This is a genomic window from Hymenobacter coalescens, assembly GCF_054783195.1.
In genome coordinates this window covers 228066-250645 of record NZ_BAAGRA010000014.1, presented here as the reverse complement: position 1 = coordinate 250645, position 22580 = coordinate 228066, and the positions used below count along the sequence as shown (strand labels likewise).

Here is a 22580-nt window from a genome sequence, read left to right as displayed (position 1 = left end):
ACTACTGCGGGTTGGTTTTTTCTTTCTGCCCCTTCGGCGTTTCGGCCAGGGTGGTGATGTCCATGTCCTCGAAGCCGTACACCCGGCTGGGGTTCAGGCCCTGGATTTTCTTCATCACGTTGAGCTGCTCCAGCAGAATCTTGCGCTTGTTCGGGGTGCGCTGGGCAAGGTGCAGCTGGTAGCTGATGCGCTTCTCGGAGCCCGAGCCGCCCAGCTTGGCCCCGGTGTCGATGCCGGCCAGCGAGGGGTCGATGCCGTGGGCGCTGACGTGGGCAATGTTGGCCTGCTGGTTCACCTTCTCGTAGGCCTCGTTGTTGGCCTTCGAGTCGATGGGCTCGATGATGAAGCCGCCCTTGGCGTTGCCGCGCTCGTCCACGGTGTACTTGCTCACGAAGGCCTTGCCGGCATTCTCCGCCCCGGCCAGGTAGCTCTCCATTTCCTCCAGCAGCGCGTCCTCGGCCTCCTGCTGCTTTTTGGCGTCGCCGAACTGCAGGAAGTAATCCTTCGGGATTTTGATGTGCCAGCGCACGTCGTAGCCGTTTTCGAGGCCGCTGATGTGAAACTTGGGCACCTTGTTGCTCACCTGCAGCCACTGCTCCCCGCCCCAGTGCGGGGGCAGGTCGTAGTACTTCTGCCCGGGCGTCCAGTCGCGGCCGTGGTAAATGAACTGGCCGAAGCGGCCGGGGTTGGTGCGGTCGTAGGCCGGCAGGATTTTCACGTCCTTGGCCTTGAAATTGCTCCAATCCGGGTGCAGGCCGTACTTCTCGGGGTAGCGCTTGGTGGTCACCAGGGCCCGCACGTCGGTGCAATCGAAGCTGTCGGCGCCGGCCACGTTGGTCTTGTTCTCCAGCTCAACCACGGAGAAGTAGTTGGCGGCGAATTCGAGGTTAAAGGCGCTGCTGCGCAGCAGCGTATCGCCGTCGATGAACTCGTAAAAGGCCTCCATCTCGGTGTCGATGACCGGCACCAGGACGCGTTTGTCGTCGCGGATCTGCGGCTCGAACACGCCCACCCGCGCCCCGAGCAGGAAATCCCGCGCCGTCACCAGCAGCTGCGGCTTGAGGTGGTTGGCGTAGTACAGCTTGAGCATCTCCTGGGGCTTGAGGTTGTTTTTGCCCCAGGGCGCGATGACCAGGCCGCCCTGTTTCAGTTCGTCGGCGCCGTTGATGACGTCCTGCCCGCTTTTGGGGGCGGTAAACTCCACCACGGCCCTGGCCCCGCGCAGCACGTACACGTCCTGCGCCAGCCGCTGCACCTTATTGCTCATCGCTGTGGATGACCACTAGGCCGTTGTAGCGGGTAATCAGGGCGATTTTTACCGCGAAGGGCTGCCCGTTCTCGTCGTTGACCAGCTGCAGCGTGCCGTTGAGCTTGTGGTTGTAGCGGAAGCCGCCGGCGGATTTGGTCGCGCCCAGGTGGGCGTACTTGCCACCCTTGTAGCAGGCCGCCTTGCTGCCGCGGCTGCCGTCGGTTTTCCAGTAGCGGAGGCTGAAGGTGCGGAACTTCAAGCCCAGCGGTGTGGGCTGGTCGATTTCGGCCAGCATTCTGCTCACGTGAATTTCGGACATGGAGGGGGAGTTGGTTTTCCTCCAAATTGCCCGCTGACCGCCCCGGCCGGTAGGACGAAACCGGCCGCGCCCGGCTTTATGGTCTGTTTTGAACCGACCGCCCACGAAAACAACGGGTTAGCCGAAAATTGCCGCCGTTTTTTATGGCCTTTCGCGCAGTCGATAGCGCGCCCTTTAGCGTGCGGCAATTGCCAGGGGGGCAATTGCCGGGTTATATGAGGGGACTTCGGGCAACAAAAAACCCCGTTTCCAAGCTGAAAACGGGGTTTTTGAATGGCAATTGCCTGCATTCCCTAGCCGCGACCAAGGAAACGTACTTGGTAGGGCTGGGTATCGATGCCGTAGAGGTGGCCGTATTTCTTGTACACGATGTTGTCGAAGCAGTCGCTAAAGTGAGTAGCTAAGCGTTGGTCTACTAGGTTGGCCTCGCTGCGCTTATCCTTCTTGAAGTCCGGTGTCATAGGCGACTGGCTGATGGAGACGATGAGGTACTTGCACTTCTCGCGGTCCATGCGCACGCGGGGCAGGCGCGAATTGCGCTCGGCCAGCATGGCGTTAATCATCAGGTGCTTCAGCCGGTGGTCCGGGTCGAGGCCGTGCACCATCAGCTGCGGGGCCCAACCGCGCTCCACCAGCTGCTCGCAGATCTGCTCGTAGAGTGTCTTGTTGCTGGCCACCTGCTTGTTGTTGCCGTTTCGGTCGCCGTAGATGTACAAGAGCTTGGTGGGGTGCGACTCGTACTCGTCGCAGAACGCCTTGACCAACGCGTCGAGCACGTTGGTGTTGGCCTCGGCCTGGGTGACGGCCAACGCATCCAGGCACCGAAACTCCTGGTCCGTTTCCTGGCACACGATGACGGAGGTAAAGCGGGCGTTGAAGTCGAAGCTCAGCTCCAGGGGCCGCTTGGGCAGGCGAAAGGTGCGGGTGGGCAGGGTGATGCCGGTGGCCTCGTCGTACTCGTAGCTGAAGATGTCCCAGCTGCTGTGCTTCTCGGCGTTGAAGTCGGGGTAGAACGTGTTGGGCACCTTGGCCAGGCGCACGTTCATCACCTCCACGTCCCACTCCAGCTTGGTCATGCCGGCGCGCAGGTTGGTCAGGTACTCCTCCCCCAGCACGTCCACGTTGTCGCGCGCGGTGGATTCGAGGTAGAAGGCCTTCTCGGGGTTTTCCTTGGCCGCTTCCTCGGTTTTGAACACCCACTGCCCGCTCGGCAGCCAGGGCACGGAGGTGTAGTCCGAGAGGCCCCAGTGCAGGTAGTGGTCCTTGAAGCGGTAGCGGTTGGCCCGGATCATGGGCCGCAGAATGCGCGTGACGTGCTCTTCCTTGAGCAGGGCCGACTCGTCCATGTGGCCACCATCATACGAACCACCACGCGCCGCGTCGGGCCGGTCCATGCTCAGCAGCTGCAGGGTGTAGCCGTTGAGAAAGGTGACGCAGTTTTCGTAGTTGCGCGGGGCGATGTAGGGCTTGTACCAGTGCGCGGGCGGCGTCTTGCCGATGACGTAGTGCCCGAACTTGGTTTTGGGGTTGTACTCGCGCAGGCCGTGCACCTGCCAGGCCAGCTCCATGCCCGGCAGCGTGGACGTGAGCAGTTGGTTGTAGGTCAGCCCGGCCAAGAAGAATTTCGCCCTGGGGAGGAAATTCATCTCCACCCGCGTCTGGTGGCCGGCCACGGTGGTCTTGCCCGAGCCGCGCCCGCCCACGAAGGTGCGCCGGCGGGCGCGGGCCTGCAGGAACTGCAGCTGCTTGGCGTTGACGTACGCCCGGCGCTGCTCTTGCTCAAAATTACTCCGACGCATCCTCGTAGTCGATATCTTCGGTGTCGTCGGTTTCTTCGGGCAGCTCCTGGCGCTTGAGCTGCTCCACGTCGGTGGTGAACAGCATGGCCACGGGCTTGAGGAAGGCCTGCGGGTCGAGGCCGCCCTGCTCGGCGTCGAACAGGCCCATGAGCTTGTCGGCCTTCTCTTGGGCGGCAATGGCAGCCTTGATGTCGCCGCCCTTGCGGGCCAGGTTGGCCAGCAGCTTGTAGTTCTCGATGCTGATGACCCGCTCGCCCTTCTTGTCCACCTCCTCGATGCTGCCCATCAGCTCGATGCTCTCGCGGATGATGGCGTAGAGGTGCGACGTGCTCAGCTCGTCGTATTCCTTCTCCAGCGCGGCAAGCACCTGGTTTTTCGAGTAGCCGATGCAGAGCAGCGAATGGGCCTTGCGGTACTTGGCCAGCATCTCCACCTCCTGCGGCTGCAGCTCCGCGCCCTCGAAGAGGTGGGCGCGGTACTTATCGAGCTTGTCGCCCTTTGGCTTCAGTTTCTTCATAAAACAATGGCTGAGCCCACAACTTGGGCTCAGCCATTGCCGGAGGGTAGGACGGAATGCTTACTCGGGAATCAAGACCAGCTGTTTTCCCTGCAGCTCCACCCGCACCTTCGAATTAGGCCAGAAGCCTACTTCGCGCAGCCACAGGCCCGTTAGGCGGATTTCGGGCACGCTGCGGTTGTTGCGCCACCGGTGCGTAATGGTCAGTTTGCGAGACGTTTTCATGGGTAGCGAGAGTGAGAAAGTGAACTGATGGTGGGATTGGGGGGCTTCGTACGCTGCCCCCTATCTTTGTTGCTCTCCACGGTTTGAGAGCCGTCGAGAAATTGAACTGAATCGAAAGCCTCCGGCCCTGCCGGGGGCTTTCTTCGTTAAAAGAGGCTCAGTTGCGGTGCGGGTTGTGACGTAGCACCAGGTAGCCGCTTGGGTATCGGGTCGGCTACCAGGAGCGGGCCGGCAGCCGGCACGACGGCCACCGCAGCCGGCTGAGGCTCGGCCGGTCGCTTCGGTGCGGCCAAGTGGCATTTCTCCTCCGGGATGGGCATGATGCCGCGGCTGCCCACGTCGTTGACGTGCCAGGCGCCCCACCACTGCAGGCTGAGCGAGTTCATCCACGCCACTTCGCCCCGGATGCCGTTGACGAAGAAGTTCAGGGCCGCCATGCGGCAGCACCGCGCGTCGACGTCGGCGGCGAAGAACAGATTATGGGGCGCGTCCTCGGCTACGGCCAGCAGCATGCGCCCCGAGCCGCACGCCAGGTCCGCCACGGTCTTGCCCTCCCCCACGTCGCCGTAGGTCATGCGGGCCATCAGCTTGCAGATGTTCGTCGGGGTGAAAAACTGCCCGTTCTGGCCGCGAGTCACGTGCTCCTCGAAGTATGCGCCCAGGATGTCGGTAAAAGGAAACTCGATGGCCTGCAGCTGCACCAAGGCAATCAGCTCGGCCAGCTTGCTGAGCTCCGGCTTCGTGTAGGGCTTGATGGCCTCGAAGTACAGCTTCTCATTGTCTGGATCCGGATCGATGCCCGGGCTGCGGAGCGTCTGGGGATGCAGCGCGCACGTGGCCATGGTCAGGAAGTCGGTAAACACCCGGTCGTTGCCGTGGCGGCGGCCCACGTCGTCGATGAGCTTCACGAACGGCTTGTAGTATTTCAGGTCTTCGTTCACGAGTAGGCAGGAAGGCAGGAAACCCGGCGCGGGGCCGGGTTTCTGCGGGTTAGAAAGGGCAAGCGTCGATCGGGGCCGCCGGCGGGCTCAGCCGAGCCAGCAGCTGCACGGCAAAGCCGTAGGTCAGCCGGAAGCCGGTGAGCAGCCGGAAGGCCTCGGCCAGCTGGTGGCCGTAGCCGCGGGGGCGGTAAGTATGCTGGCCCCTAGGGTGCGCCACGATGAACTCCACCAGGTCGTGCTCGGTGACGGGCAGCGCCTCGTGCGAGAGGTGCATGGCCTGCACGTCCAGCGGCGTACCCTGGGCGCCGCAGTAGCGCCGCAGCATCGAGGCGGTGAGGTGGTTCACGTCGCCCCAGCGCCGCAGGCTCTGCTCGGTGGTGGTGCAAAGCCCGGCGCTGATGCGGGCCCAGGGGCTCTGGTCAGCGCACGCGTCGCCACCCACCTGCACGTAGGCCCGCAGCAGCGACATCGGGCAATTGCCGCGCAGCAGCAGCCAGTCCACCTCCTGCTCGGGCGGCAAGTCCTCGGGCAACTCCTGGTACCGGTCGGCCAGCTGCTCCAGCTGCTGCAGCCCGTAGAACTGCAGCAGCTGGGCACAGCGCACGTTGAAGTGGCGCTTGTGGGCTACCTGGGCCGCGAAGGCGTAGTAGCCCGCTTCGTCCAGCGCCCGCTTCACCATCACGCGCTGCTTCTGGTCACCGATCGGCACTCGGCGGGGCCTCCAGCTCGTCGTCGGGGAACAAGGTGGGCGCGGCGCTGTCGATGACGCTCATGGCCAGGGCGCGGTACTGCTCCTCGCCGGCCACGGTGCCGAGGTTGGCCAGCTGGGTGCCTTCCTCGAAGAAGTGCTTCCAGCCGCGGCCGAGGCGCCGGCCCCGCTCGTTGTGCTTGTCCAGCGCCAGGTCGGGAATGGGCTCGTGCATGTGGTCGTGGCGCAGCCAGTGGTAGAGCAGCGCGTGGTCCACGACGCGCGACTTGGGCGCGCGGCAGAGCAGCAGCACGGCGTGGGTCAGGAACAGCCGCTCGGGCTTGTTCTTGTCGTCCTTCTTGCTGGCCTGCAGCTTGTGGTGCTGGTAGAGGGCGGCTACGTCAGCCACCACACCGGGGGCGGCCAGGCCGACGTCTTCGCTGGCCATGATGCGCAGGCGCTTCCACGCGTACTCGGCATAGTTGCTGGTGAACAGCTCCACCGCCCAGTACATCGCTTGCTCCTCCAGGCCTCTCCTGATGCACTTCTGCATCGCGCTCGACACCTCGAAAAAATCGTACCCCTTGCGGGTCTTCAGTTGGTATTTGCTCATGGGTGGGCATAGCCGTAGCAGGCCCCCGGCCGCTGGCCGGCCGGGGGACGCTGGTTGTTGGTTGGGAGTGGGGAGTTAGGCCTTCGCGGTGTAGAACTGGTGGGCCTCAATGTGCCGGCCGATGATCAGGCCGCTGGGCGTGCTCTTCAGCGCCTCGGTGGTGTGGTTGTAGATGTCCCACAGCGTGCCGTCGCCGAAGTTGGTTTTCTCGCGCAGCTCGCCCCGGATGATGCGCAGCTGCGCCTCGGTTACGATGCTCTCGGCGTAGAACAGCTCGCCCAGGATTTCGTGAATCAGGCGCGGGTTCACCTCCACCTGCTTCAACTTCTCCGAGTCCTTCAGGATGAGCAGGTACTGCTGCTCGATGCTCTCCACGCCCTTTTCGAGGATGCGGTTCAGCTCCTGCACCACGTTGCCCTGGTGCATCTGCATGGCGCGGAAGTCGCCCTTGAACATCAAATTGCTGCAGACGATGACGCGGTTGCCGGCCACCACGCCGACCTGCATCGACTTGTCGTAGCTGTTGCGGAAGCCGATGCACATGTCCTGCTCGGTGTCGTGGCCGGCCACGGTCAGGTGGCCGAACATCTGCTGGCCCTTCCGATTCTGCTGGTACCGCTCGTCTTTGACCTGCAGGCCGCGCTTGTCCAGCTGCTCCTTCACCGCGTTAATCAGGTCGAGGTGGGCCAGCGGCGAGTACGTGGGCGTGGCCTTGGGCACGGCGGCGCTCAGGATGATGTCGAGGTTCGTTGGCTCGGTCACCAGCGCCGGCGCGGCCGGCAGCAGCTGGGGCGCGTCGCGCAGGATGATGACGGGCGCGGCCGGGGCGGCGGCGGCAATGGCCGTGCTGGGTTCGTCCTCGATGACCATGGGCACCACGAGGCCGGCACCGCCGGCGCCGTCCGGCTCCGGGCCTTCGGTCGGGGGCAGCAGGGTCAGCTCGTCGGCGTCGTTGAAGATGGCCAGCTCGGCTTCGGCCAGGCACTCCAGCACCTGGCCGTAGTCTTCCGCGGCGGCCTGCTCCTTGTAGGCCTTCTTGATGCGCTGCAGCAACTCCGTGCGCTGCTTGCCAGCCAGCAGGCGGGCGTAGTCGTTGCGGTTGGCCTGCTCGTCACGGCTGCGCAGGTCGGCAATCAGGTCGGCTTTGAGGGCTTCGCGGGCGGTGATGTTGTTGAGCGTGTTCATACAGTTTGAGCGGTTTTTGAGAGGTTGAGAAGTGTTGAACTGATGTTATAAAGGTCTTCATACACAGCGATTTACAGAAACCGACAATCCTTTATTTATCCACGACAAGGCCTTTTTTATCCACAGCGCGGTGCATAAAAAAAGCCCCGCAACGCAGTGCTGAGGGGCTTTTTTACCTGGTCCGAAACGGACGTCAGAACGGCAGCTTCATGGTTTTTTGAAACTCGTGCTTGCGCTTGGCCAACAGGCTATCCTTTTTCTTCTGAATCACCTCCCCGAAGCAACGCCGCAGCAGCTCGTAGTCCTGGCGCTCGGCGTCGATGTTGCGGAACTCAGCCAGGCCGCCCTGCCCCACGAAGGTGTCCTTCTGGATGAAGGTGTAGCGCGTATCCTTCCAGATGATGCGGTGGTGGTGGGCGTTCAGGCAGCTGATCCAGTAGTCCTCGTTGCAGACGATCTGCGAGTTGTACCAGAGCTTGGAGCCCTCCAGCAGCCCGGTGGCGCACCCCGTGATGTAGCCGGTGAGGCTGATCGGGTTCAGGGCCTTGTACATCGTCGGGTTCGGGTTGGAGTTGAAGCCCCACAGGTACGCCCCGGCCTGCTTGGCGGCGTAGGCGGTTTCCTGGATGATGGCCATGGCCTGCTCCGGTCCGATGCTCATTCGCTCCCCGGCCGGCAGGTACATGCGGCGGAAGTCGGTGATGTCGTCGTCCAGCTGCAGCACGTTGCCGAAGTACTGGTACATCCAGTTGCGCTTCGCGGCCAGGCCCACCACCGAGTCGGGGTGCGTCACCAGCTCCGCGTCGGGGTGGGCGGCGCGGTACTCGGGCAGCTGGCTCTCCGGGATGCACACGATGGCCCCGGGCAGCACGCCCAGGGTCAGGATGCGGCCGGCCCGCTTATGGGAGGGGATAACTACCTGGACTTCCATTTCTCAGCAAACTCTTTGGCCTCGATGACGTGCGTGCTGCCCGTCTCCTTGCTCTTGTAGCTCTGCATCGTGCCGATGCCGAGCACCTGCTTGATGAAGTTGGTGTCGATGTCGTTGCGGCAGACAATCACGAAGGCATCGTACTTCTCGCTGAACTCGGCCACGATGGGGTACTCCGGCTTTTCCTCCTTCACCGCGCCGGCGTTGCCTTCCAGCAGCGCGTCGATGCTGGCCAGCTGCACGCCCATGTCGTCGAGCACGTCGGCGTACTGGTCGCGCAGCACCTCGTCGATCCACTCGCCCTCGTTGATGTTCGAGGCCAGGATGATTTTCTTCCGCTCGTCTTCGGTCAGGGCGCGGTTGGGCACCATCACCTCCACCAGCTCCGCGCCGCGGCCCATGCCCACGAGCAGGTTGTGGCGCTTGTTGAAGGTGAGCAGCACGCCGTCGGTATCGACGGTGGCCGCCTCGAAGATGCCGAGTTCGAGCAGCTTCTGCTCCAGGCGCCGGCGCTTCTCCTGGGTAATCTTGCCGAACGGGTTGTTTTCGAGCGGGGTCAGCGCATCGAGGCGGCGCTGCTCCGCGTGCCACTTCAGGGCTACTACTTGGTTCTCCACGTGGGGTACGGATGAGGAATGGGACGTTGCACCGGGCGGTGCTTGCGGGCGCGCTGGGCGCGTTGGTCGTGCTGACGGTACTCCTGGCGCAAGGTGGCCGGCAGCGCGGCCGTGGTGCAGCCCTTCAGGGCCGTGAGCACCGTCATGGCCGCAACCAGGCCGAGTACCAGCAGGAGCCCGCGGGCCCCTGCTGAATCCTGTGGGCCCTGCATTACTCGGTGGCCTTTTTCAGCTGCAGCTCCAGCTGGTCCTTCTCGAGGGTGAGCTTTACCACCTTCTCCTGCAGCGCCGCGTCGTCGGGCTTCCTGGCCAGCTTGCCCTTCGCCTTGCTCAAATTGGAGCGCAGGTTGCGCAGCCTGTCGCCCAGCTCCAGCACATCGACGGCGGCCGGGGTCTCCGGGGCGGCCGGCTCCGGGGCGGGCGCACCAGGTGCGGCGGCCTCGAGCTGGCCGGTGGCCTCGCCGGCAATCAGCTGACGGCGGCGCTCCGCCAGGGCGTTGTACTGCTCCTGCAGGCGCAGGATGTCGGCCACCAGCACCTGGCCTTGCTCCTGCGAGGCGGCATCGAGCTGATCCGACCGTTGGCAGCGGTCGGCCCACAGCGTGGCCATCAGCTGCGTGATGTCGTCCACCTTCGTGCGCACGGCCTCGGGCACGTGCTCGGCCTCCGGGGCCGGAGCGGGCTCGGGCTGGGGGCGCGGCGCCGGGGCCGCGCCGGCAACGGCCTCCGCGAATTCGCTAACAGCCGCCTCAACGGCCTGCCGGTTGCCCAGCACCCGCAGCACTTCGGCCGTGTCGGCCAGGTCGTGGCCACAGCCCAGCTTCACCAGCTCGTAGGTGAGCTTCTCGCGGTTATTGTGCGAGTCCTTTTTGACCAGGTGGTTAACCAGCGAGCGGTTCTTGGAGTGCTTGGCCAGCAGCTGCACCCCGGCTTGATAATCGGCTTGGGCACCAGCTTCCAGCCATTGTACGATTTCCTCCATTGCGGACGGTGTTTGCGTGCTTCGAGTGATTCAGAACTCAAAGCTGCACCGGCCGGGCAGGCGGAAATAGGACGCAACTACGCCGTGCGCAGGTAGCGCAGAAACGCCACCAGCACCTCGTGCCGGTCGCTTACCTCCAGAAAATCAAAGGGGGCGCTGTGCGGGTCCTGCTCAAACAGCAGCTCGTGGCTCATCTGCACGTACTCCATCAACGCGCGCTCCAGCTCGCCCACCCGGATGCCGTGGTCGGCTAGAAATTCAGCAAATGAAGGCAGGGAGGTGTCGGCCATACGCAGCGCCCGGCGCAAAGCCGGGGAAATCGCTGCTAACACTCTACCATCCTCTTGCGAGAAAGCCAGAAGGTACGGGTCATGCTCCCGCTCTACTCCCCGACCGATGCGAAAAGGCACGGCCAAGGCTTTCTCAAGCAGCAAGGAGGAATCCAGGAAGAGTGTTAGCACGACGAAGGTAGCAACAAAAAGCCCCCCTCCACGAATGGAGGGGGGCTTTTCTGGTGGGTAGGGCCGGCGCTACGAGTTGCGCCGGCTCTTGGTGGCCGGGGTGCCTTCGCCCTCCGGGGCCACCGTAGCGGGCACGGCCGCCACCGGCCCGGCTACTTTTTCAATGATGTGGGTCTTGCCGTACAGCTTGGCGGCAATGGCATCGTCGATTTCGCTGATCGGGTAGTCGGTGCCGTTGTAGTTCACCGAGCCGAGGCCGTCGGTGCCAACCAGCTTAAAGTCCTTGAGCATGGGTCCTGAGTGAGAAACGAGAGGGGCAGGTGAGCGTCGTCGAGAAATGAACTGCAGCCGATCGGCTTAGGTCGTGGCCGCACCCAGCAGCGGAATGGCCGCTTCGTAGTACAGCGGCACGGAGGCAAAGCCTTCGCCCGAGAACTTGAAGTCCGTGCCGTTCTTGTCGGTGCCCTTCTTGCCGGATTTGTAGTCGTAGTCGAATTTCACCCCGCGACGCTGGTTGCCCAGCACGCGCAGCTGGCCCAGCGAGTCCCGCGAAATAACAACAAAGCTGCCGTTCAACGCGCTGTTAATCACCTTGTCGGTGTTCGGGTTGCCGCGCGGGATGTACACGTTCTGCTCGACGCTGACCGACTGGTTGCCCTCGTCGCCGTTGGATTTGTGGTTCACGTCGCCCGTGTCGGTGGCGTGGTCCCACTTCACGAAGCCCTTGCCGGCCTTGGGCACGATGGGCTGGGTCAGCACCACGTCGCCCTCCTCGGCGGGCTCGGGAAAGGTCTGGATGTCGCGGCGGCGCATCACGTAGAGGTCCACCGTGCCGCCCGGGTTGGCGCCGCAGTCATCCTCCACGATGTGGTCGAGGGGCAGGCAGACGCCGGCGGTGAGCACCGTGCTGCCGAGGCTGTGGAGCAGCAGGGCCGCGTGCAGATCAGCCCCGAAGGGCACCGCCTGGAAGGCGGCCAGGGTTTCGGCCGGGGCAACCGTGTGGGCCGTCGTCAGCAGGAGCATTGCCAGGCAGGTCAGCTGCAGGGCGCGGAACAGGAATTTGTACATGGTCGAAAGAGGTGTAGACGCAGTGGAAGCCTAGCCCGGTGGCCGCGTGGCCACCGGGCAACTCAGCCAGATGATTGATTACTCGGCGGCGGCGGCCGTGCGCAGGGCAGTCCCTTTGGTCAGCGCCAGGTCGTTGGTCCAGATGTATTCGCCCAGGGCGAAATCCGGCGCGGCCTGGAAGTCCATCATGATGTTGATGTTGCGCTTCGACTTCTCGACGATGAACGAGTCCGTGTTGGTCAGCTCGCCGGTCAGCCAGCTGATGTTCTCGCGGGGCGTCATGATGACGGCGCTGGTCTGGGCCAGGCCGGGCTCGGCCACCAGCGTGATGTTCGTGCCGTCGAGCAGGGTGTGCTTGAACTCGTTGTTGTAGTTCAGCCCGCCGTAGGTGGCGCGGTAGTCGCGGTTGTAGAACTTCATCACCTCGGGCTCTACCAGGGCCACGATGTCCCACTGCAGCTTATCCGAGGGCACTTTGTCGGCCAGGCCTTCGAGCTGGTCGATGGCGTTGAGCTGCGTGATGGGCGCGCCCGAGTAGATGTTGCCGGCCGGGATGGCGCCGGCGTCCGACATGAGCGGCAAAATGCCGTCGAACACGCGGTTGGCCTTGGTCGAGTCGCCGTTGTAGACGCCCTTGAAGAACGCGTCCAGGTGCAGCTCCTGCTTGCCCTTCTTGGCCAGCTGCTCCATCAGGAAGCCCCAGAACGGCACGTCGTACACGTCGCCGCGCTTCGATTTGTTGATGCGGCCCATGAAGGACTTCCACATCGTGTTGATCTGCTTCGGCGTCAGCGTGAAGTCGATTTTGCAGTCCCGGACCTTGCCGGTGCGCTTCTTGAACGAGAAGGTGCCCTTCGGGTCGAAGGTGTCTTTGCCGCCCGGCTGGAGCACCGAGTCGATGAACATCTGCATCAGGTCAATCTCGTCGGTGACGTCCGGCAGCAGGTTCACGTAGTCGAGAAAGCTGTGGCCGTCGATGAGAATTTCGGACAAAATGTTGTCCGACTCCTTGACGGTGTAATCTTTTAAGCGGCTCGGCAGCGCCGAGAAATCCATACCTGCCATGGTAGTTATCCTGGAAAGGTTGTTTGGGGAAAAGTTGAGTTACTGGGGTGGCAGGTCAGTTACTTGCCTTTGTTCTTGTTGCCGTGGCGAGCCTGCACGCGGCCAACGGCCTGCTTGGTGGCCAACTCGAAGGCCGAGAGCTTCTCGGTGGACTCCTCGTCGAGGCCGTTGCTGGCGTCCTCTTCGCGGCCGTCGGTGGCTTTCTGCTCCTTCTTCCACTGCTCCAGCGTGGCCACCTTGTCATTGGCGGTCTTGAGGCTGGCGTTAGCGGTTTTCAGGTCGGCCTGGGCGGTTTCGAGTGAGGCCAGCGCGTCGGCCGCCTTTTGCTCAGCTCCGGCTTTGTCGCGCTCCAGCGCTTCGATTTTGTCGTTGGCCTGTTTCAGGTTGGCATCGGTGATAGCCGCGTCGGCCGATTTGAGCCCCAGCGCGGCGGCTAGGCTTTTGAACTGGAAGTCCATGCGTTTGAAAAAGATGAAGTGAGGGAGTCAGCTGAGGTGCCCCCGCCGGAGCCGGCGCGGGCGAGGGAAGCGGCTTTGTTCACGGCGTCCTGCAGCGAGCCGAAGGCATCCACCAGGCCGTGCTTCTTGGCGTCGGTGCCGTGGTACACCTTGCCGGTGAACACGTCCTCCTTGGTCGAGAGCTTGCCGGCGCGGCCCGCTTCGACGGCCGCGATGAAGGTGCTGGCAATGACGTCGAGGTCGGCAATGACTTCGGCCCGGCGCTCTGCCGTGAGCGGCTCCACGGAGTTGAGGCGGGCCTTGTCCACGGCGCGGCTGGAGCGCAGGATTTCCACCTTCACGCCGTTTTTCTCCAGGTACTGCGACTGGTCGATGCTCATGCAGAGCACGCCCAGCGAGCCGGCGTAGCCGGTGGTTTCGGAGTTGAGGTAGATGTGCCGGGCCTGCGAGGCAATCCAGTACGCGGCCGAGGCGCCCAGCCCGTCGATGTAGGCGACGACCGGCTTCGAGCTGGTGCGCACGGCGCGGGCAAACTCCTCGGTCCCATCGACCTGGCCGCCAGGGCTGTCGATGTCCAATACAATGGCGCTGATTTCCGGGTCACGGTTAGCAGCCGCCAGGTGCGCCATCAGGTCTTTGGTACCGAGGGAGCAATAGCCGCCGCGCTTCTGAATCGAGCCCTGCACCGGAATTACGGCCACTTTCGAGCCGCTGGTGGTGGCCTGGCCGCCCCCCCGGCCGGCCGCGGCCAGCAGGCCGGTCATCGCCGCCGCCAGGCCGGGCGTTGCCACGCCGCTGGCGGCCGCCTGCCACATCGTGGGGTAGCCGTCGGCGTCGGCGTGCGCGTAGCGCCGGGGCTTTACTTCGTCGGCCGACAACGCCGGCAGGCCCTGGCCCAGGCGGGACAGGATCTGCTCCTTGGCCATGTTGTAGTAGCGGGATTCGAGGGCCCACGCGGAGCCGGCAAGTAGGTCGAGCATGGTGTACCGGGCTTAATCGGTACACAATGCTCGCCCAATCGGAACCGCGTCGGTAGGACGGAAAAGCTACGCGTGACCGGGCAGGCCGGGCGGCACGGGCAGCGGCTCAAAATCGTCGGGCGTCAGCTCGATGAAGGTCACGGGCAGCCCGTTGAACAGCTCGGGCAGGGCCAGCACCAGGCTGACCGCGCACACGCACTGGCCGGCTTTGGTCTGGCGGCAGGCAAAGGTGTTGCCGGCGCGGCTGTAGCCTTTGTAGCCCACGGCCAGCGCGGCCGGAATCACGGCATAAATCGTCTTGTTCATCCCAGGGGGCGGTTAAGGGCGGTGTGCAGGTCCTGCACCAGCTGGTGGTGCTGCAGCAGCTCGGTCTGGTTGAGGTAGGCGCCGGCCATGGCGGCGAAGGAGCAGCCGCGGGGGCTGTAGCCGTAGGGCCCGCCGTTCACGTTCAGCGCGCCGAGGAACACGCTGGCCGTCGGCCGGAAGTTCTGCGGATCCTCGGCCGTGGCGTCGAGGGCCGCCAGCACCTCCGCGTTGCGCACCAAGCGCTTGTTGCGGGTCTGGCCTTCGGTGTACTGGCTCACCTGGTACAGGCCCTTGCCCGAATTCGGGAAGGGAGCCGAGATGTCGCCAATGTTGCCGTCCAGGGTCATCGCGTAGGGGTTGCCCTGGAAGTAGCTTTTGGTGCTCAGGTAGAGCTGGCCGCCCGGGGCGTTGTAGGCGCCGATGTCGTAGTAGTCCAGCCCGGCGCCGCCGCCGGTGCCCTGGCTGGCGTACATCAGGCCCGAGGCGTTCGTGAGGTGGTCGGCCGCCACGAAATGGGTATCCGCGTACTGCGTGGCCCCGTCCCAGCTGATGCCCAGCGGGCCATGGATCGGGCCGCCGTAGAAGTCCAGCGCGAAGGCGTCCACGGCTACGCGCGGGTCTTTCAGGTTCAGCCGGTGGGCCTGCGCCGTGCCGCCCACCACCGGGTAGATGGCCGGCAGCTTGGCCCAGATGCCCGCGGCCTTGGTGCCCAGCACGTAGTTGTTGAGGGCGTTCCAAAGCGCGGTACCGCTGTATTCGTAGGCCGTGCCCGCGAAGTAGGTTGAGGCCTGCGGCAAACCGGCCGCGGTCAGGAAGGCGGTGGTTTCCGCCTCGTAGGCGAAATCCACCGCCGCCGTCACGAAGTAGACGCGCCGCATTACGGTTTGCGCAGGCGTACCGTGCCCGCTCCCGTGGCCAGAACCTCCAGCGTGTCACCGGCGGCCAGCGCCACCGGCAGGGCCGTGGCCACACCGTTCTTCTTGTAGCTCACGGCCGATACACCCGTACTGGAGTAAAGCGAGTACACCCCGGCTTCATCCGCCTGCACCAGGAACGTGCCCGTTTGCGCGCCAGCCGCCAGGAACTGGGCGACCAGGTCGGTACCGCTGCTGTAGCGCGCATCGGACTCCGCCTTGGTGTAGTAGTTGGTCAGGTCCGGCGCGGGTCCGCCGCCCCCGACCGGGGCCCGTTCGTCGGTGAGCCACTCGCTGCTGGCCAGCGGGGTGCCCACGGCCGCGATGGTCACCGCATCGAGCGGCACGCCGTCCGGCAGCTCGATGCGCGTGGTGCCGCGCAGCACCACGCGGCTGCGCAGCGCGCCGGTCACGGCCGGGTTGCGCATCTGGCCGGTGATGAAGCTCGTCGCGGTGGTGGCAAACCGGCAGTCGTCGAGGATCAGGATGGACGGCGAGGCCAGCGAATCGTGCTCGTCGTAGCGCAGGAAGCCGGCCGGGCCGGCGCCTTCGAACACACCCCGGCAGCGCACCAGCTCGATGGTGGCCACCGCGTCGAACTGGTTCGTCGAGCGGTACTTCACCAGGTAGGCCTGCGGCCCGAACACGCAGTCCTCAAACCGGATGCGGCTGGCCTGTGTCAAGTTCGGAAACAGGTGGTAGGCACTGTTCAGGTACATGCCCTTCACCACGATGTCGGTAGCTAACCCGCCGCGGCCCAGGTCCCAAGCGTTGGCCATCTGCGGCAGGCCCAGGCCCTGCACAAAGAGGTTCTTGATGAAGTACAGCGGCTCGGCGTACGCCGGCCGGCCGTTGAGCAGGCTGGTACCACCGGGTAGCACCAGCACGGTGTCACCGTCCTGGGCGGCGCCATGGGCCGCGGTAACCGACACGTAGGGCTTGCCGGCCCGGTCGCGGCGCGCCGTGCCGGCGTCCTGCCCCGCTCCCTGCACCACCAGCACCCGCGAGCCGGGCAGGATGGTCGGCACGAGGGCGTCCAGGCTGATGGTTTGCCGCTCGCCCGCCTCATTTTCGAGGGCCAGCTGGGTTTCGTCCTCCAAGTAGAAATAAGGCAACCCGCCGCCGTCACCGGAGCCGATGGGCTCCCACACGTTGCCGGGGCGGTCCACGGGCGGGATGAACTCGAGGCACTTGACCAGTTCCACCAGGTCGCCGCCGCCGGCCTGCGGCGTCCAGCGCACGGCTACGGCCACGTTGGCCCGCTGCGCGTCGCTCACGAATTTGAGCAGACGGTACTCGGTGCTGCCCTGGCTCTCCGTGCCGTGACCAATGGCAAATTCGGCGGAAATGGTGCCGGTATCGGTGTTCTGCTGGTGCACGACCGGCGTGGGGCTTAATTCCTTCCAGAACGCGGCCCCGCCTACCGTACCGGGCTCGGGAGCTTGGCCGGGCGGGAAGTTGCCGGGGGCCATGGGCACGCGGGCTGTCCACAATTTGTCCTTGTGGCTGACCTGGCTGGCGAAGTTGCCGTCCGGGTTGGGCCCCGCGTAGGTTGCGTAGGGGTTCCACGGCTCGATGCCAGCGAAACGCTGCTCCTGAGAGCCAAGCAGCACCAGCCGCGCATTGACGCGCGGGCCGGTGAACGTGGCGTCGCGCCAGATGTTCCAGGGGCCGTTTTCGTCGAAGACAAACGCGTACTCCTTGCCGGTGCCGTCCGGGCCGAAGTCGCAGCTGATCGTCGTGCTCAGGCACATCAGGTCCGGGTCGAGGTCCAGCAGCACCGGGCCGTCGCCGTCGTAGTCCTGGGTGGCCTCGGAGTACCAGCGCACGGCTTTGCGCAGGTCAGGCCGCAGATTCGGGCCCAGCACCAGGTCGCTGAGCTTGACAAACATCGAGTGCACCAGGCTCACGAGCACGGTGCGCAGGGCGGCGGGCGTGATCTGCTCCGTGTCGTTGTCGGGCAGGTACTGGGCAATCAGGTCGAGCAACGCGGCCCGCGCCATTTCATATGCGTTCAGGGGCATGGCTTAGCTGAAACCGAACGAGAAGCCGGGGCTGAAGGCGCGTCGCCCGCCCTGCGGCTGCAGGTCCATGTGGAGGTAAAAGGGGGCCGGCTCCGGCGTGCGGCCCGACAACGTGAGCTGGTGGGCGTTCCGGTCGCCGCCGCTCTGGCCGGTGCCGAAGTCGTCGAGCAGCTGCATCGGGTACTCGGGCGAGCCCACCAGTTTGGTGAAGCCGTTGCCGTCCTGGTACACGGCCAGGAACCGCCCCCCGGCCTGGCGCAGGCGCCATAGGGCCTCGGCCACGGTGGGGTCGTCTTTGGGCAGCCCCAGCTGGAGCTTGGGCGTGAAGAAGGTGCCCTGGTCGTCTTCGCCCTGGGGCTCGTCGAAGCCGGCCCCCTTCTCGGGGAAAAACAGGTCGGCGTAGTTTTCCAGGTCGTGGAGTTCCACCGGCTGGGTAAGGCGCGCGCCGGCATAAGCCGGCAGGCGGCGCACGTTGGCCACCGGCCACACGCGCACCGCCCCCAGCAAGCCGCCGACGTTGGCCCCGCACAGGGGCGGGATGGAGAGCAGCGGCAGCATCCCTACCGAATGGTAATCCAGATGGGGCGCCCGGCGTCCTCGGCCGCCAGCAGCAGGCGCGTCAGGTCGGCCTCGGCCGTTTGCCAGATTTTGCTCAGGCCGTCCGACTTGTAGGCCACCAGCGGGCAGCCGAGCGTATCCTTTTCCCCGTTGCCGCCGTGCAGGCGGATGCCCTCGAAGCCGGGCACGTTCAGGATCTGCGGCATCAGGCGCCGGAAGCGCACGCTGGTGTTCACGTCCACGCGGTAGCGCCCGGCCGGGATGGCCGTGTTGCCATACACCTTCACGCCGGCCGGGCGCACCGGGTCTTCGAGGGTGTAGCAGAAGTTGCGGCCGTCAACCGACAGCCGGCCGAAGGTGCGCTTGGCCGGGGCGGGCTGCCGGGCGTCGCGCGCCAGCACGAGTTCGAGGGGCGCAGGGGCGGCTAGCTTAGCCGCAGCCTGCGAAGTGGTGGTGGAAGACATGCCACCAAGAAGGCGCACCGGCGGGGCGGCGCGTAGGCCGGGCCTGCAGGGCCGGGCCCGGCAATTGCCCCGCCGGCGCATCGGCAATTGCCGGGGCTTCCCGGAAGCAACCAGCCGGTTGCCGGACCCGCTCGGGAGCGGACCGGCAACCGGCGTGGGGAAGAACTGGCAAATTCTGGGGAAGAACTGGCAAATTTATTTTTGCCCACCCGTAACCTTTTTTCAGACCCGCAGCAGCTCCACCGGCACCCGCTTGGTGAGCGGCACGTTCGGCTTGAGGCTGCGCACCAGGTAGTCCACGCCGGCCAGGCGCACCTTCTTGGCCGGGTCGTGCTCGGCCAGCTGCTCGGTGCTCAGGGCCAGCTCGGCTTTGCCCTGGGTGGGCGCGCAGCGCAGCTGCAGCCAGGCCTTCAGCCACCGCTCGTGCAGCCCGTCCGGCCCGTCCAACTTCAGGGAGTACTCCCCCACGCGCAGCCCCACCGCGTTGCGGTTAAACGGGCTCACCAGCGGGTACTCCACCACGGCGTGGGTGGTGGGCTGCAGGCCGTGCCAGAACCAGAGCCGCAGCGCCGTCGGGCGCTTGGCGTCCGCGTCGCCGGCGCGGTACACCCGCTGGCGCATGGCGGGTACCAGCACCCGGGTTGTGTTGCCCGCGAAGGTCAGCGGCACGGCCTGCATGAGCGTCGCGGCCGTACCGGTTTCCTGCACCTCGCCCCCGCCCTGCACGTCGAGCGGGCGGAAGTTGTGGGCGAAGAACGCCCACGTGATGGTGGCCTGCGCCGCGCCGAAGGTCCAGGCCACCGTGGACTTGTACCAGGCATCGAGGCCGGTGACCAGCCGCACCTCGGCCAGCGGCACGGCGTAGCCCTGGCCGGGCTGCAGCGCCACGGGCGCGCTGGCCGGCAGGTCGGCCAGCGCCACCACCGGCGCGCCGAGGCGCTGGCCGCCGAAGTCGCGCACCAGGTCCTTGGTCAGCTCGTCCTCGCTGTCGGTGGCGTAGCTCAGCGTCACCCCGACCGGCTCGGGCCGGTCCAGGTCGGGCACGGCCGCGGCCAGGTGGGTCAGGTCCACGTAGTCGGGGCTGGCCAGCACCTCGCCCAGCACGGCCGTGCGCACCACGCGGGCGGCCGAGACGAGCACCACCACGCCGAAGTCCTTCTTGAGCTTGGCCAGCAGCTCCACCACCGTCAGGTCCGGCAGCACGTCGGCCAGCCGGAAGCGGTGGATCGGCGCCGGCAGCACGGCCGAGCTGCCGATGACCAGGTCGCCCAACGCGCCCGGCAGGAACTGCGCCGCATCCACCTGCAGGCCCAGCTCCAGAAAGATGCTGGCCAGCACGTAACGCAGCCAGGGCAGCGGGCAGAAGTGCTGCGGCGCGCCGGCGGCCGGGTCGTACAGGAACGTGCCGGTGGTGGGCAGCCCGTGCTCTTGCGCCTGGGGCCAGCCCCAGGCGTTGACGAAGGTGCCGGCCACCGGCTCGTCGCCCCCGTCGCGGCCGTCGTTGAGCAGGGGCGCAAACACGTAGTCGTAGGCGCGCGGGTTGGCCACCACGTCGTTGGCGTGCAGCACCAGCCCGGGTACGTTCCAGGTAACGTTGTGGGCGTCCTGGCGCTCCACGTACTGCGGCACGCGCCGCTCGCCGCCGTAGGCGAAGGTGTGAATCTTGCGCCCGTTGAGCGCCGCCGACAGCTCGCCCAACCCGCCCACCAGGTTCACCGCGTACTGGCGGGCGTTGGCCGTGCGCACGCGCTGGGTGCCGGTGAGCAGGCGGTGGCCGTCGTCCGACAGCTCGCCCGGGATGCCGCCGCGCCGCACCGAGGCCGACTCGGGCAACTCCGGGAAGCCGTACACCTCCCCGTTGGGCGGGGCGGGCACGCTGAAGGAAAACGAGTACGTGCCTTTGAGCACCTCCTCGTCAAACAGGGGGCTGTTCATCTCCAGCTGGACGCTGGTGCCGGGGGCCAGCGCGATGGGCTGGCCGGCCGAGGTCAGTTCAAGCATGCAGGCGGGCGTAAGCGGTGGCGTCAAAGGCGTATTCGTACTCGAACTCGAAGCCGCTGAGCGGCCGCTCGTCCCGGGCGTAGGCCAGGCTGCCCTTGGTGAGCAGCAGCGGCAGCAGCTGCGCGCCCCGGGCTTCCCACCGCTCCTGGGCCAGCACCAACTCCTGCAGCCAGTCCCACTGCGCGGCCGTCAAAAAGCCGGTGCGCACCTTCAGGCGGCGCGTCACGTCGGCGCTGACCACGAATTGCTGCGCGGCGCGCGGGGCCGTGCCGGGCTCGGCCACGCGGCTGCCGAGTTCCTCCTTGGTGTCGAGCGTGCCGTCCAGCCGGCCGGTGGTGCGCAACGCGTCGACGCCGCCGAGCGAGTTGGTGAACAGGAAGTAGCGCGTGCGGGGCCGGGCCGGCTCGATGAGGAAGTCCGCCACTTCGCTCAGCCGGGTGCCGGTGCTGTCTTCCAGCCACAGGTCCACGCCCACCGCGCCGGGCATCGTGCCGGCCAGCAGCGGCAGGGCCAGCAGCCGGTAGGTGGTGGGCTGGGCGCTGGGGCCCACCACCACCGCCTCGGTGCTCACGAAGTCGGGCGCGGCGGCGAAGCGGTAGCGCCGGCGCACCCGCACCACGTGGGGCGTGCCGGCCGGGCAGAGCCAACTCCACCACTCGGGCTGCTGCACCGTCACGCGCTTGCCGCGGGGCTGCCAGGTCATGAAGGGGTGCACGCCGTGGGTTTCGTAATAGTCCTGCAGCCAGGGCGTGTCGCGCCACTCGTAGGGCAAGCCGCCGCGCAGCACCGTGCGCAGCGCCCCGGTGGTCCACGCGCCGGGCAGGCCGGTGGTGGCCACCACCGGCGCCGTGCGCACGAAGTAGTTGCGCACCGTGTCGCGCTGGCGCACCGTGTTCAGGTGCGGGCCCAGCGCCGGCACCACGAAGGCCGCGAGCTGGCGGTGCAGGACGCGGTCGAGGCGGAAGGCCACGCGGCCGTCCGCGCCGGCGCGCAGCTGCAGCTGCACCACGCGGCGGTAGTCGCCGGCGTAGTGCTGGCGCTCCACGAACAGCTCCAGCACCACCTCGCGGCCCGCGGGCAGGCCGCCCACCACGTGCCAAAGCGGGTGCTGGGAGTAGTCCAGGCCGGCCGGCTCCGGGGCGGGCGGCACCACCGGCACCACCGGCGCCTCCTCGATGCGGAAGGCCCAGGTGCGCCGGCAATTGCCCACGCCCTCGTCGATGGCCGTCATCACGTAGTCCGTGTCCCGCTGCAGCGCGGTGAAGGTCGGCGAGGCCTGGGTGGTGGCCCCGCCGTCCAGGGAGTAGCGCACCGCGCCGTGCGCGCCGGTGGCCACGCCCGTGGCGGTGAAGCCCACGACGGTACCGGCCAGCTGCAAGTCGCACGTGGCCCCGTTCCAGCCGCACTCCGTGGCCTGGTCGTCGTCCACGGTGTAAAACGTGCCGTCGCCGTGGTGCAGCCAGCCGCGGCGGGTGGTGGTGTTGGGCAGGCACTCGTGCCAGAACTCCCCCACCGCGCTGTAGTCCTCCAACGGCGCGTCGCCGTAGTCGCGCTGGTCGCTGCCGCTGCCGGTGACCACCGCGTGGGTGAGGGTGTCGAACTCCCAGTAGGTGTAGAAGTAGATGTAGCCGCCGATGCGGTCGTCCGAGGGGTCCTGCCAGCGCTGGCCGCCGGTGACCGTGAGCTTGATGCGAATGGTCATGCCTGCGCCCCTCCTTCCTGCCAGCGGCTCTTATCGTAGCACAATTCCACGACCTTGCCCAGCTCGAACTCGAAGCGGTAGCCGATTTCGTTGTCCACCGTCAGCGTGTTGATCGGCTCCAGCTCGCCGCCGTCGAGGCTGAAGGTGAACCGCCGCGCCTTTTTATCGCGGCGCAGGCGGCTGAGTACGTCGAGGGCCAGGCGCTCGGCCGCTTCCCACTGCAGGTCCTGGGCGTCGTAGTCGCCCTTGGCCTTCTGCAACAGCACCACGAAGGCCGCGCGCCGCTGGCCGTTGGGCGCGGTGCCGTCCTTGTCGAAGAACTGCAAGGAGGGCGTTTCCAGCCAGAGGCAGGGGTACGTGGTGCCCGATCGGGAGCTGTCCACGATGCGCGCCGTGGGGCCGTGCACGAAGCACTTCAGCTCCACGTGCTCGGCGGCCAGCTGGCGGAAGTACTGGATAAAATGCGTGAGCGTGTTGCGTTCCATGCCGGCAAGCAACACGCTCCAGGGAAGG

General features: G+C 66.1%; 27 protein-coding genes. All 27 read right to left on the bottom strand.

The genetic code is table 11. The features are described 5' to 3' along the window. Nucleotide 1 precedes the first annotated feature (1 nt). Nucleotides 2–1267: a hypothetical protein gene (locus tag ACYVKQ_RS10335; RefSeq protein ID WP_460578081.1), complete on the bottom strand. Its 1266-nt coding sequence runs from the start codon at nt 1265–1267 to the stop codon at nt 2–4. Continuing rightward, nucleotides 1257–1568, bottom strand: coding sequence for a hypothetical protein (locus tag ACYVKQ_RS10330; RefSeq protein WP_460578080.1), 312 nt, complete (start codon nt 1566–1568; stop codon nt 1257–1259). The genes ACYVKQ_RS10335 and ACYVKQ_RS10330 overlap by 11 nt, the downstream gene beginning before the upstream one ends. A 293-nt stretch (nt 1569–1861) precedes the next feature. After that, nucleotides 1862–3367: a terminase large subunit domain-containing protein gene (locus tag ACYVKQ_RS10325; RefSeq protein ID WP_460578079.1), complete on the bottom strand. Its 1506-nt coding sequence runs from the start codon at nt 3365–3367 to the stop codon at nt 1862–1864. Then, nucleotides 3354–3884, bottom strand: coding sequence for a hypothetical protein (locus ACYVKQ_RS10320; protein WP_460578078.1), 531 nt, complete (start codon nt 3882–3884; stop codon nt 3354–3356). Before ACYVKQ_RS10320 ends, ACYVKQ_RS10325 begins: the two co-directional genes overlap by 14 nt. Before the next feature lie 60 nt (nt 3885–3944). Next, nucleotides 3945–4109, bottom strand: a complete 165-nt coding sequence (locus ACYVKQ_RS10315) for a SymE family type I addiction module toxin (protein WP_460578077.1) — start codon at nt 4107–4109, stop codon at nt 3945–3947. Nucleotides 4110–4255: 146 nt separating this feature from the next. Then, nucleotides 4256–5050 (bottom strand): DNA methyltransferase family protein, encoded by a 795-nt coding sequence (locus ACYVKQ_RS10310; protein WP_460578076.1) that lies wholly within the window; start codon nt 5048–5050, stop codon nt 4256–4258. A gap of 49 nt (nt 5051–5099) precedes the next feature. Then, a complete protein-coding gene (locus ACYVKQ_RS10305; RefSeq protein ID WP_460578075.1) occupies nt 5100–5759 on the bottom strand; it encodes a hypothetical protein in 660 nt (219 codons plus the stop codon). Further along, complete coding sequence (locus ACYVKQ_RS10300; protein ID WP_460578074.1) at nt 5746–6351, bottom strand: AAA family ATPase; 606 nt, start codon at nt 6349–6351, stop codon at nt 5746–5748. The genes ACYVKQ_RS10305 and ACYVKQ_RS10300 overlap by 14 nt, the downstream gene beginning before the upstream one ends. A 75-nt stretch (nt 6352–6426) precedes the next feature. Continuing rightward, complete coding sequence (locus ACYVKQ_RS10295) at nt 6427–7536, bottom strand: hypothetical protein (protein ID WP_460578073.1); 1110 nt, start codon at nt 7534–7536, stop codon at nt 6427–6429. 193 nt (nt 7537–7729) lie between these two features. Next, on the bottom strand, nt 7730–8467 hold the full coding sequence (locus ACYVKQ_RS10290) for a GREB1-related protein (RefSeq protein WP_460578072.1): 738 nt from the start codon (nt 8465–8467) through the stop codon (nt 7730–7732). After that, the gene (locus tag ACYVKQ_RS10285) at nt 8452–9084 is read right to left on the bottom strand and encodes a hypothetical protein (RefSeq protein ID WP_460578071.1); all 633 of its coding nucleotides are present in this window, start codon (nt 9082–9084) and stop codon (nt 8452–8454) included. The genes ACYVKQ_RS10290 and ACYVKQ_RS10285 overlap by 16 nt, the downstream gene beginning before the upstream one ends. Beyond that, on the bottom strand, nt 9069–9296 hold the full coding sequence (locus ACYVKQ_RS10280) for a hypothetical protein (RefSeq protein ID WP_460578070.1): 228 nt from the start codon (nt 9294–9296) through the stop codon (nt 9069–9071). The genes ACYVKQ_RS10285 and ACYVKQ_RS10280 overlap by 16 nt, the downstream gene beginning before the upstream one ends. Continuing rightward, nucleotides 9296–10066 (bottom strand): hypothetical protein, encoded by a 771-nt coding sequence (locus ACYVKQ_RS10275; protein WP_460578069.1) that lies wholly within the window; start codon nt 10064–10066, stop codon nt 9296–9298. The genes ACYVKQ_RS10280 and ACYVKQ_RS10275 overlap by 1 nt, the downstream gene beginning before the upstream one ends. Nucleotides 10067–10143: 77 nt before the next feature. After that, nucleotides 10144–10356, bottom strand: coding sequence for a hypothetical protein (locus ACYVKQ_RS10270; RefSeq protein WP_460578068.1), 213 nt, complete (start codon nt 10354–10356; stop codon nt 10144–10146). Between the two features lie 240 nt (nt 10357–10596). Beyond that, entirely contained in the window at nt 10597–10818 is a 222-nt protein-coding gene (locus tag ACYVKQ_RS10265; RefSeq protein ID WP_460578067.1) for a hypothetical protein, read from the bottom strand. Between the two features lie 66 nt (nt 10819–10884). Continuing rightward, entirely contained in the window at nt 10885–11595 is a 711-nt protein-coding gene (locus ACYVKQ_RS10260) for a hypothetical protein (protein WP_460578066.1), read from the bottom strand. Between the two features lie 78 nt (nt 11596–11673). After that, nucleotides 11674–12651: a hypothetical protein gene (locus tag ACYVKQ_RS10255; RefSeq protein ID WP_460578065.1), complete on the bottom strand. Its 978-nt coding sequence runs from the start codon at nt 12649–12651 to the stop codon at nt 11674–11676. Between the two features lie 68 nt (nt 12652–12719). Further along, nucleotides 12720–13118, bottom strand: coding sequence for a hypothetical protein (locus ACYVKQ_RS10250; protein WP_460578064.1), 399 nt, complete (start codon nt 13116–13118; stop codon nt 12720–12722). Further along, the gene (locus tag ACYVKQ_RS10245; RefSeq protein ID WP_460578063.1) at nt 13094–14098 is read right to left on the bottom strand and encodes a S49 family peptidase; all 1005 of its coding nucleotides are present in this window, start codon (nt 14096–14098) and stop codon (nt 13094–13096) included. Before ACYVKQ_RS10245 ends, ACYVKQ_RS10250 begins: the two co-directional genes overlap by 25 nt. Nucleotides 14099–14164: 66 nt before the next feature. Further along, nucleotides 14165–14404: a hypothetical protein gene (locus ACYVKQ_RS10240; RefSeq protein ID WP_460578062.1), complete on the bottom strand. Its 240-nt coding sequence runs from the start codon at nt 14402–14404 to the stop codon at nt 14165–14167. Beyond that, the gene (locus ACYVKQ_RS10235) at nt 14401–15282 is read right to left on the bottom strand and encodes a hypothetical protein (RefSeq protein ID WP_460578061.1); all 882 of its coding nucleotides are present in this window, start codon (nt 15280–15282) and stop codon (nt 14401–14403) included. Before ACYVKQ_RS10235 ends, ACYVKQ_RS10240 begins: the two co-directional genes overlap by 4 nt. Next, a complete protein-coding gene (locus ACYVKQ_RS10230; RefSeq protein WP_460578060.1) occupies nt 15282–17342 on the bottom strand; it encodes a hypothetical protein in 2061 nt (686 codons plus the stop codon). Before ACYVKQ_RS10230 ends, ACYVKQ_RS10235 begins: the two co-directional genes overlap by 1 nt. A 3-nt stretch (nt 17343–17345) precedes the next feature. Next, complete coding sequence (locus ACYVKQ_RS10225) at nt 17346–17900, bottom strand: hypothetical protein (protein WP_460578059.1); 555 nt, start codon at nt 17898–17900, stop codon at nt 17346–17348. A 2-nt stretch (nt 17901–17902) separates the two neighbouring features. Next, on the bottom strand, nt 17903–18364 hold the full coding sequence (locus ACYVKQ_RS10220) for a DUF5675 family protein (protein ID WP_460578058.1): 462 nt from the start codon (nt 18362–18364) through the stop codon (nt 17903–17905). A gap of 222 nt (nt 18365–18586) precedes the next feature. Next, nucleotides 18587–20365, bottom strand: a complete 1779-nt coding sequence (locus ACYVKQ_RS10215) for a hypothetical protein (protein WP_460578057.1) — start codon at nt 20363–20365, stop codon at nt 18587–18589. Then, nucleotides 20358–22067, bottom strand: a complete 1710-nt coding sequence (locus tag ACYVKQ_RS10210) for a hypothetical protein (protein WP_460578056.1) — start codon at nt 22065–22067, stop codon at nt 20358–20360. The genes ACYVKQ_RS10215 and ACYVKQ_RS10210 overlap by 8 nt, the downstream gene beginning before the upstream one ends. After that, complete coding sequence (locus tag ACYVKQ_RS10205) at nt 22064–22552, bottom strand: hypothetical protein (RefSeq protein WP_460578055.1); 489 nt, start codon at nt 22550–22552, stop codon at nt 22064–22066. Before ACYVKQ_RS10205 ends, ACYVKQ_RS10210 begins: the two co-directional genes overlap by 4 nt. Nucleotides 22553–22580 lie beyond the last annotated feature (28 nt).

Bases quoted from the DNA above. Each gene is read 5' to 3' on its own strand.
- ACYVKQ_RS10335 (WP_460578081.1), bottom strand. From the start codon at position 1,267: ATGAGCAATAAGGTGCAGCGGCTGGCGCAGGACGTGTACGTGCTGCGC.
- ACYVKQ_RS10330 (WP_460578080.1), bottom strand. From the start codon at position 1,568: ATGTCCGAAATTCACGTGAGCAGAATGCTGGCCGAAATCGACCAGCCC.
- ACYVKQ_RS10325 (WP_460578079.1), bottom strand. From the start codon at position 3,367: ATGCGTCGGAGTAATTTTGAGCAAGAGCAGCGCCGGGCGTACGTCAAC.
- ACYVKQ_RS10320 (WP_460578078.1), bottom strand. From the start codon at position 3,884: ATGAAGAAACTGAAGCCAAAGGGCGACAAGCTCGATAAGTACCGCGCC.
- ACYVKQ_RS10315 (WP_460578077.1), bottom strand. From the start codon at position 4,109: ATGAAAACGTCTCGCAAACTGACCATTACGCACCGGTGGCGCAACAAC.
- ACYVKQ_RS10300 (WP_460578074.1), bottom strand. From the start codon at position 6,351: ATGAGCAAATACCAACTGAAGACCCGCAAGGGGTACGATTTTTTCGAG.
- ACYVKQ_RS10295 (WP_460578073.1), bottom strand. From the start codon at position 7,536: ATGAACACGCTCAACAACATCACCGCCCGCGAAGCCCTCAAAGCCGAC.
- ACYVKQ_RS10290 (WP_460578072.1), bottom strand. From the start codon at position 8,467: ATGGAAGTCCAGGTAGTTATCCCCTCCCATAAGCGGGCCGGCCGCATC.
- ACYVKQ_RS10280 (WP_460578070.1), bottom strand. From the start codon at position 9,296: ATGCAGGGCCCACAGGATTCAGCAGGGGCCCGCGGGCTCCTGCTGGTA.
- ACYVKQ_RS10275 (WP_460578069.1), bottom strand. From the start codon at position 10,066: ATGGAGGAAATCGTACAATGGCTGGAAGCTGGTGCCCAAGCCGATTAT.
- ACYVKQ_RS10270 (WP_460578068.1), bottom strand. From the start codon at position 10,356: ATGGCCGACACCTCCCTGCCTTCATTTGCTGAATTTCTAGCCGACCAC.
- ACYVKQ_RS10265 (WP_460578067.1), bottom strand. From the start codon at position 10,818: ATGCTCAAGGACTTTAAGCTGGTTGGCACCGACGGCCTCGGCTCGGTG.
- ACYVKQ_RS10260 (WP_460578066.1), bottom strand. From the start codon at position 11,595: ATGTACAAATTCCTGTTCCGCGCCCTGCAGCTGACCTGCCTGGCAATG.
- ACYVKQ_RS10255 (WP_460578065.1), bottom strand. From the start codon at position 12,651: ATGGATTTCTCGGCGCTGCCGAGCCGCTTAAAAGATTACACCGTCAAG.
- ACYVKQ_RS10250 (WP_460578064.1), bottom strand. From the start codon at position 13,118: ATGGACTTCCAGTTCAAAAGCCTAGCCGCCGCGCTGGGGCTCAAATCG.
- ACYVKQ_RS10245 (WP_460578063.1), bottom strand. From the start codon at position 14,098: ATGCTCGACCTACTTGCCGGCTCCGCGTGGGCCCTCGAATCCCGCTAC.
- ACYVKQ_RS10240 (WP_460578062.1), bottom strand. From the start codon at position 14,404: ATGAACAAGACGATTTATGCCGTGATTCCGGCCGCGCTGGCCGTGGGC.
- ACYVKQ_RS10235 (WP_460578061.1), bottom strand. From the start codon at position 15,282: ATGCGGCGCGTCTACTTCGTGACGGCGGCGGTGGATTTCGCCTACGAG.
- ACYVKQ_RS10230 (WP_460578060.1), bottom strand. From the start codon at position 17,342: ATGCCCCTGAACGCATATGAAATGGCGCGGGCCGCGTTGCTCGACCTG.
- ACYVKQ_RS10225 (WP_460578059.1), bottom strand. From the start codon at position 17,900: ATGCTGCCGCTGCTCTCCATCCCGCCCCTGTGCGGGGCCAACGTCGGC.
- ACYVKQ_RS10220 (WP_460578058.1), bottom strand. From the start codon at position 18,364: ATGTCTTCCACCACCACTTCGCAGGCTGCGGCTAAGCTAGCCGCCCCT.
- ACYVKQ_RS10215 (WP_460578057.1), bottom strand. From the start codon at position 20,365: ATGCTTGAACTGACCTCGGCCGGCCAGCCCATCGCGCTGGCCCCCGGC.
- ACYVKQ_RS10210 (WP_460578056.1), bottom strand. From the start codon at position 22,067: ATGACCATTCGCATCAAGCTCACGGTCACCGGCGGCCAGCGCTGGCAG.
- ACYVKQ_RS10205 (WP_460578055.1), bottom strand. From the start codon at position 22,552: ATGGAACGCAACACGCTCACGCATTTTATCCAGTACTTCCGCCAGCTG.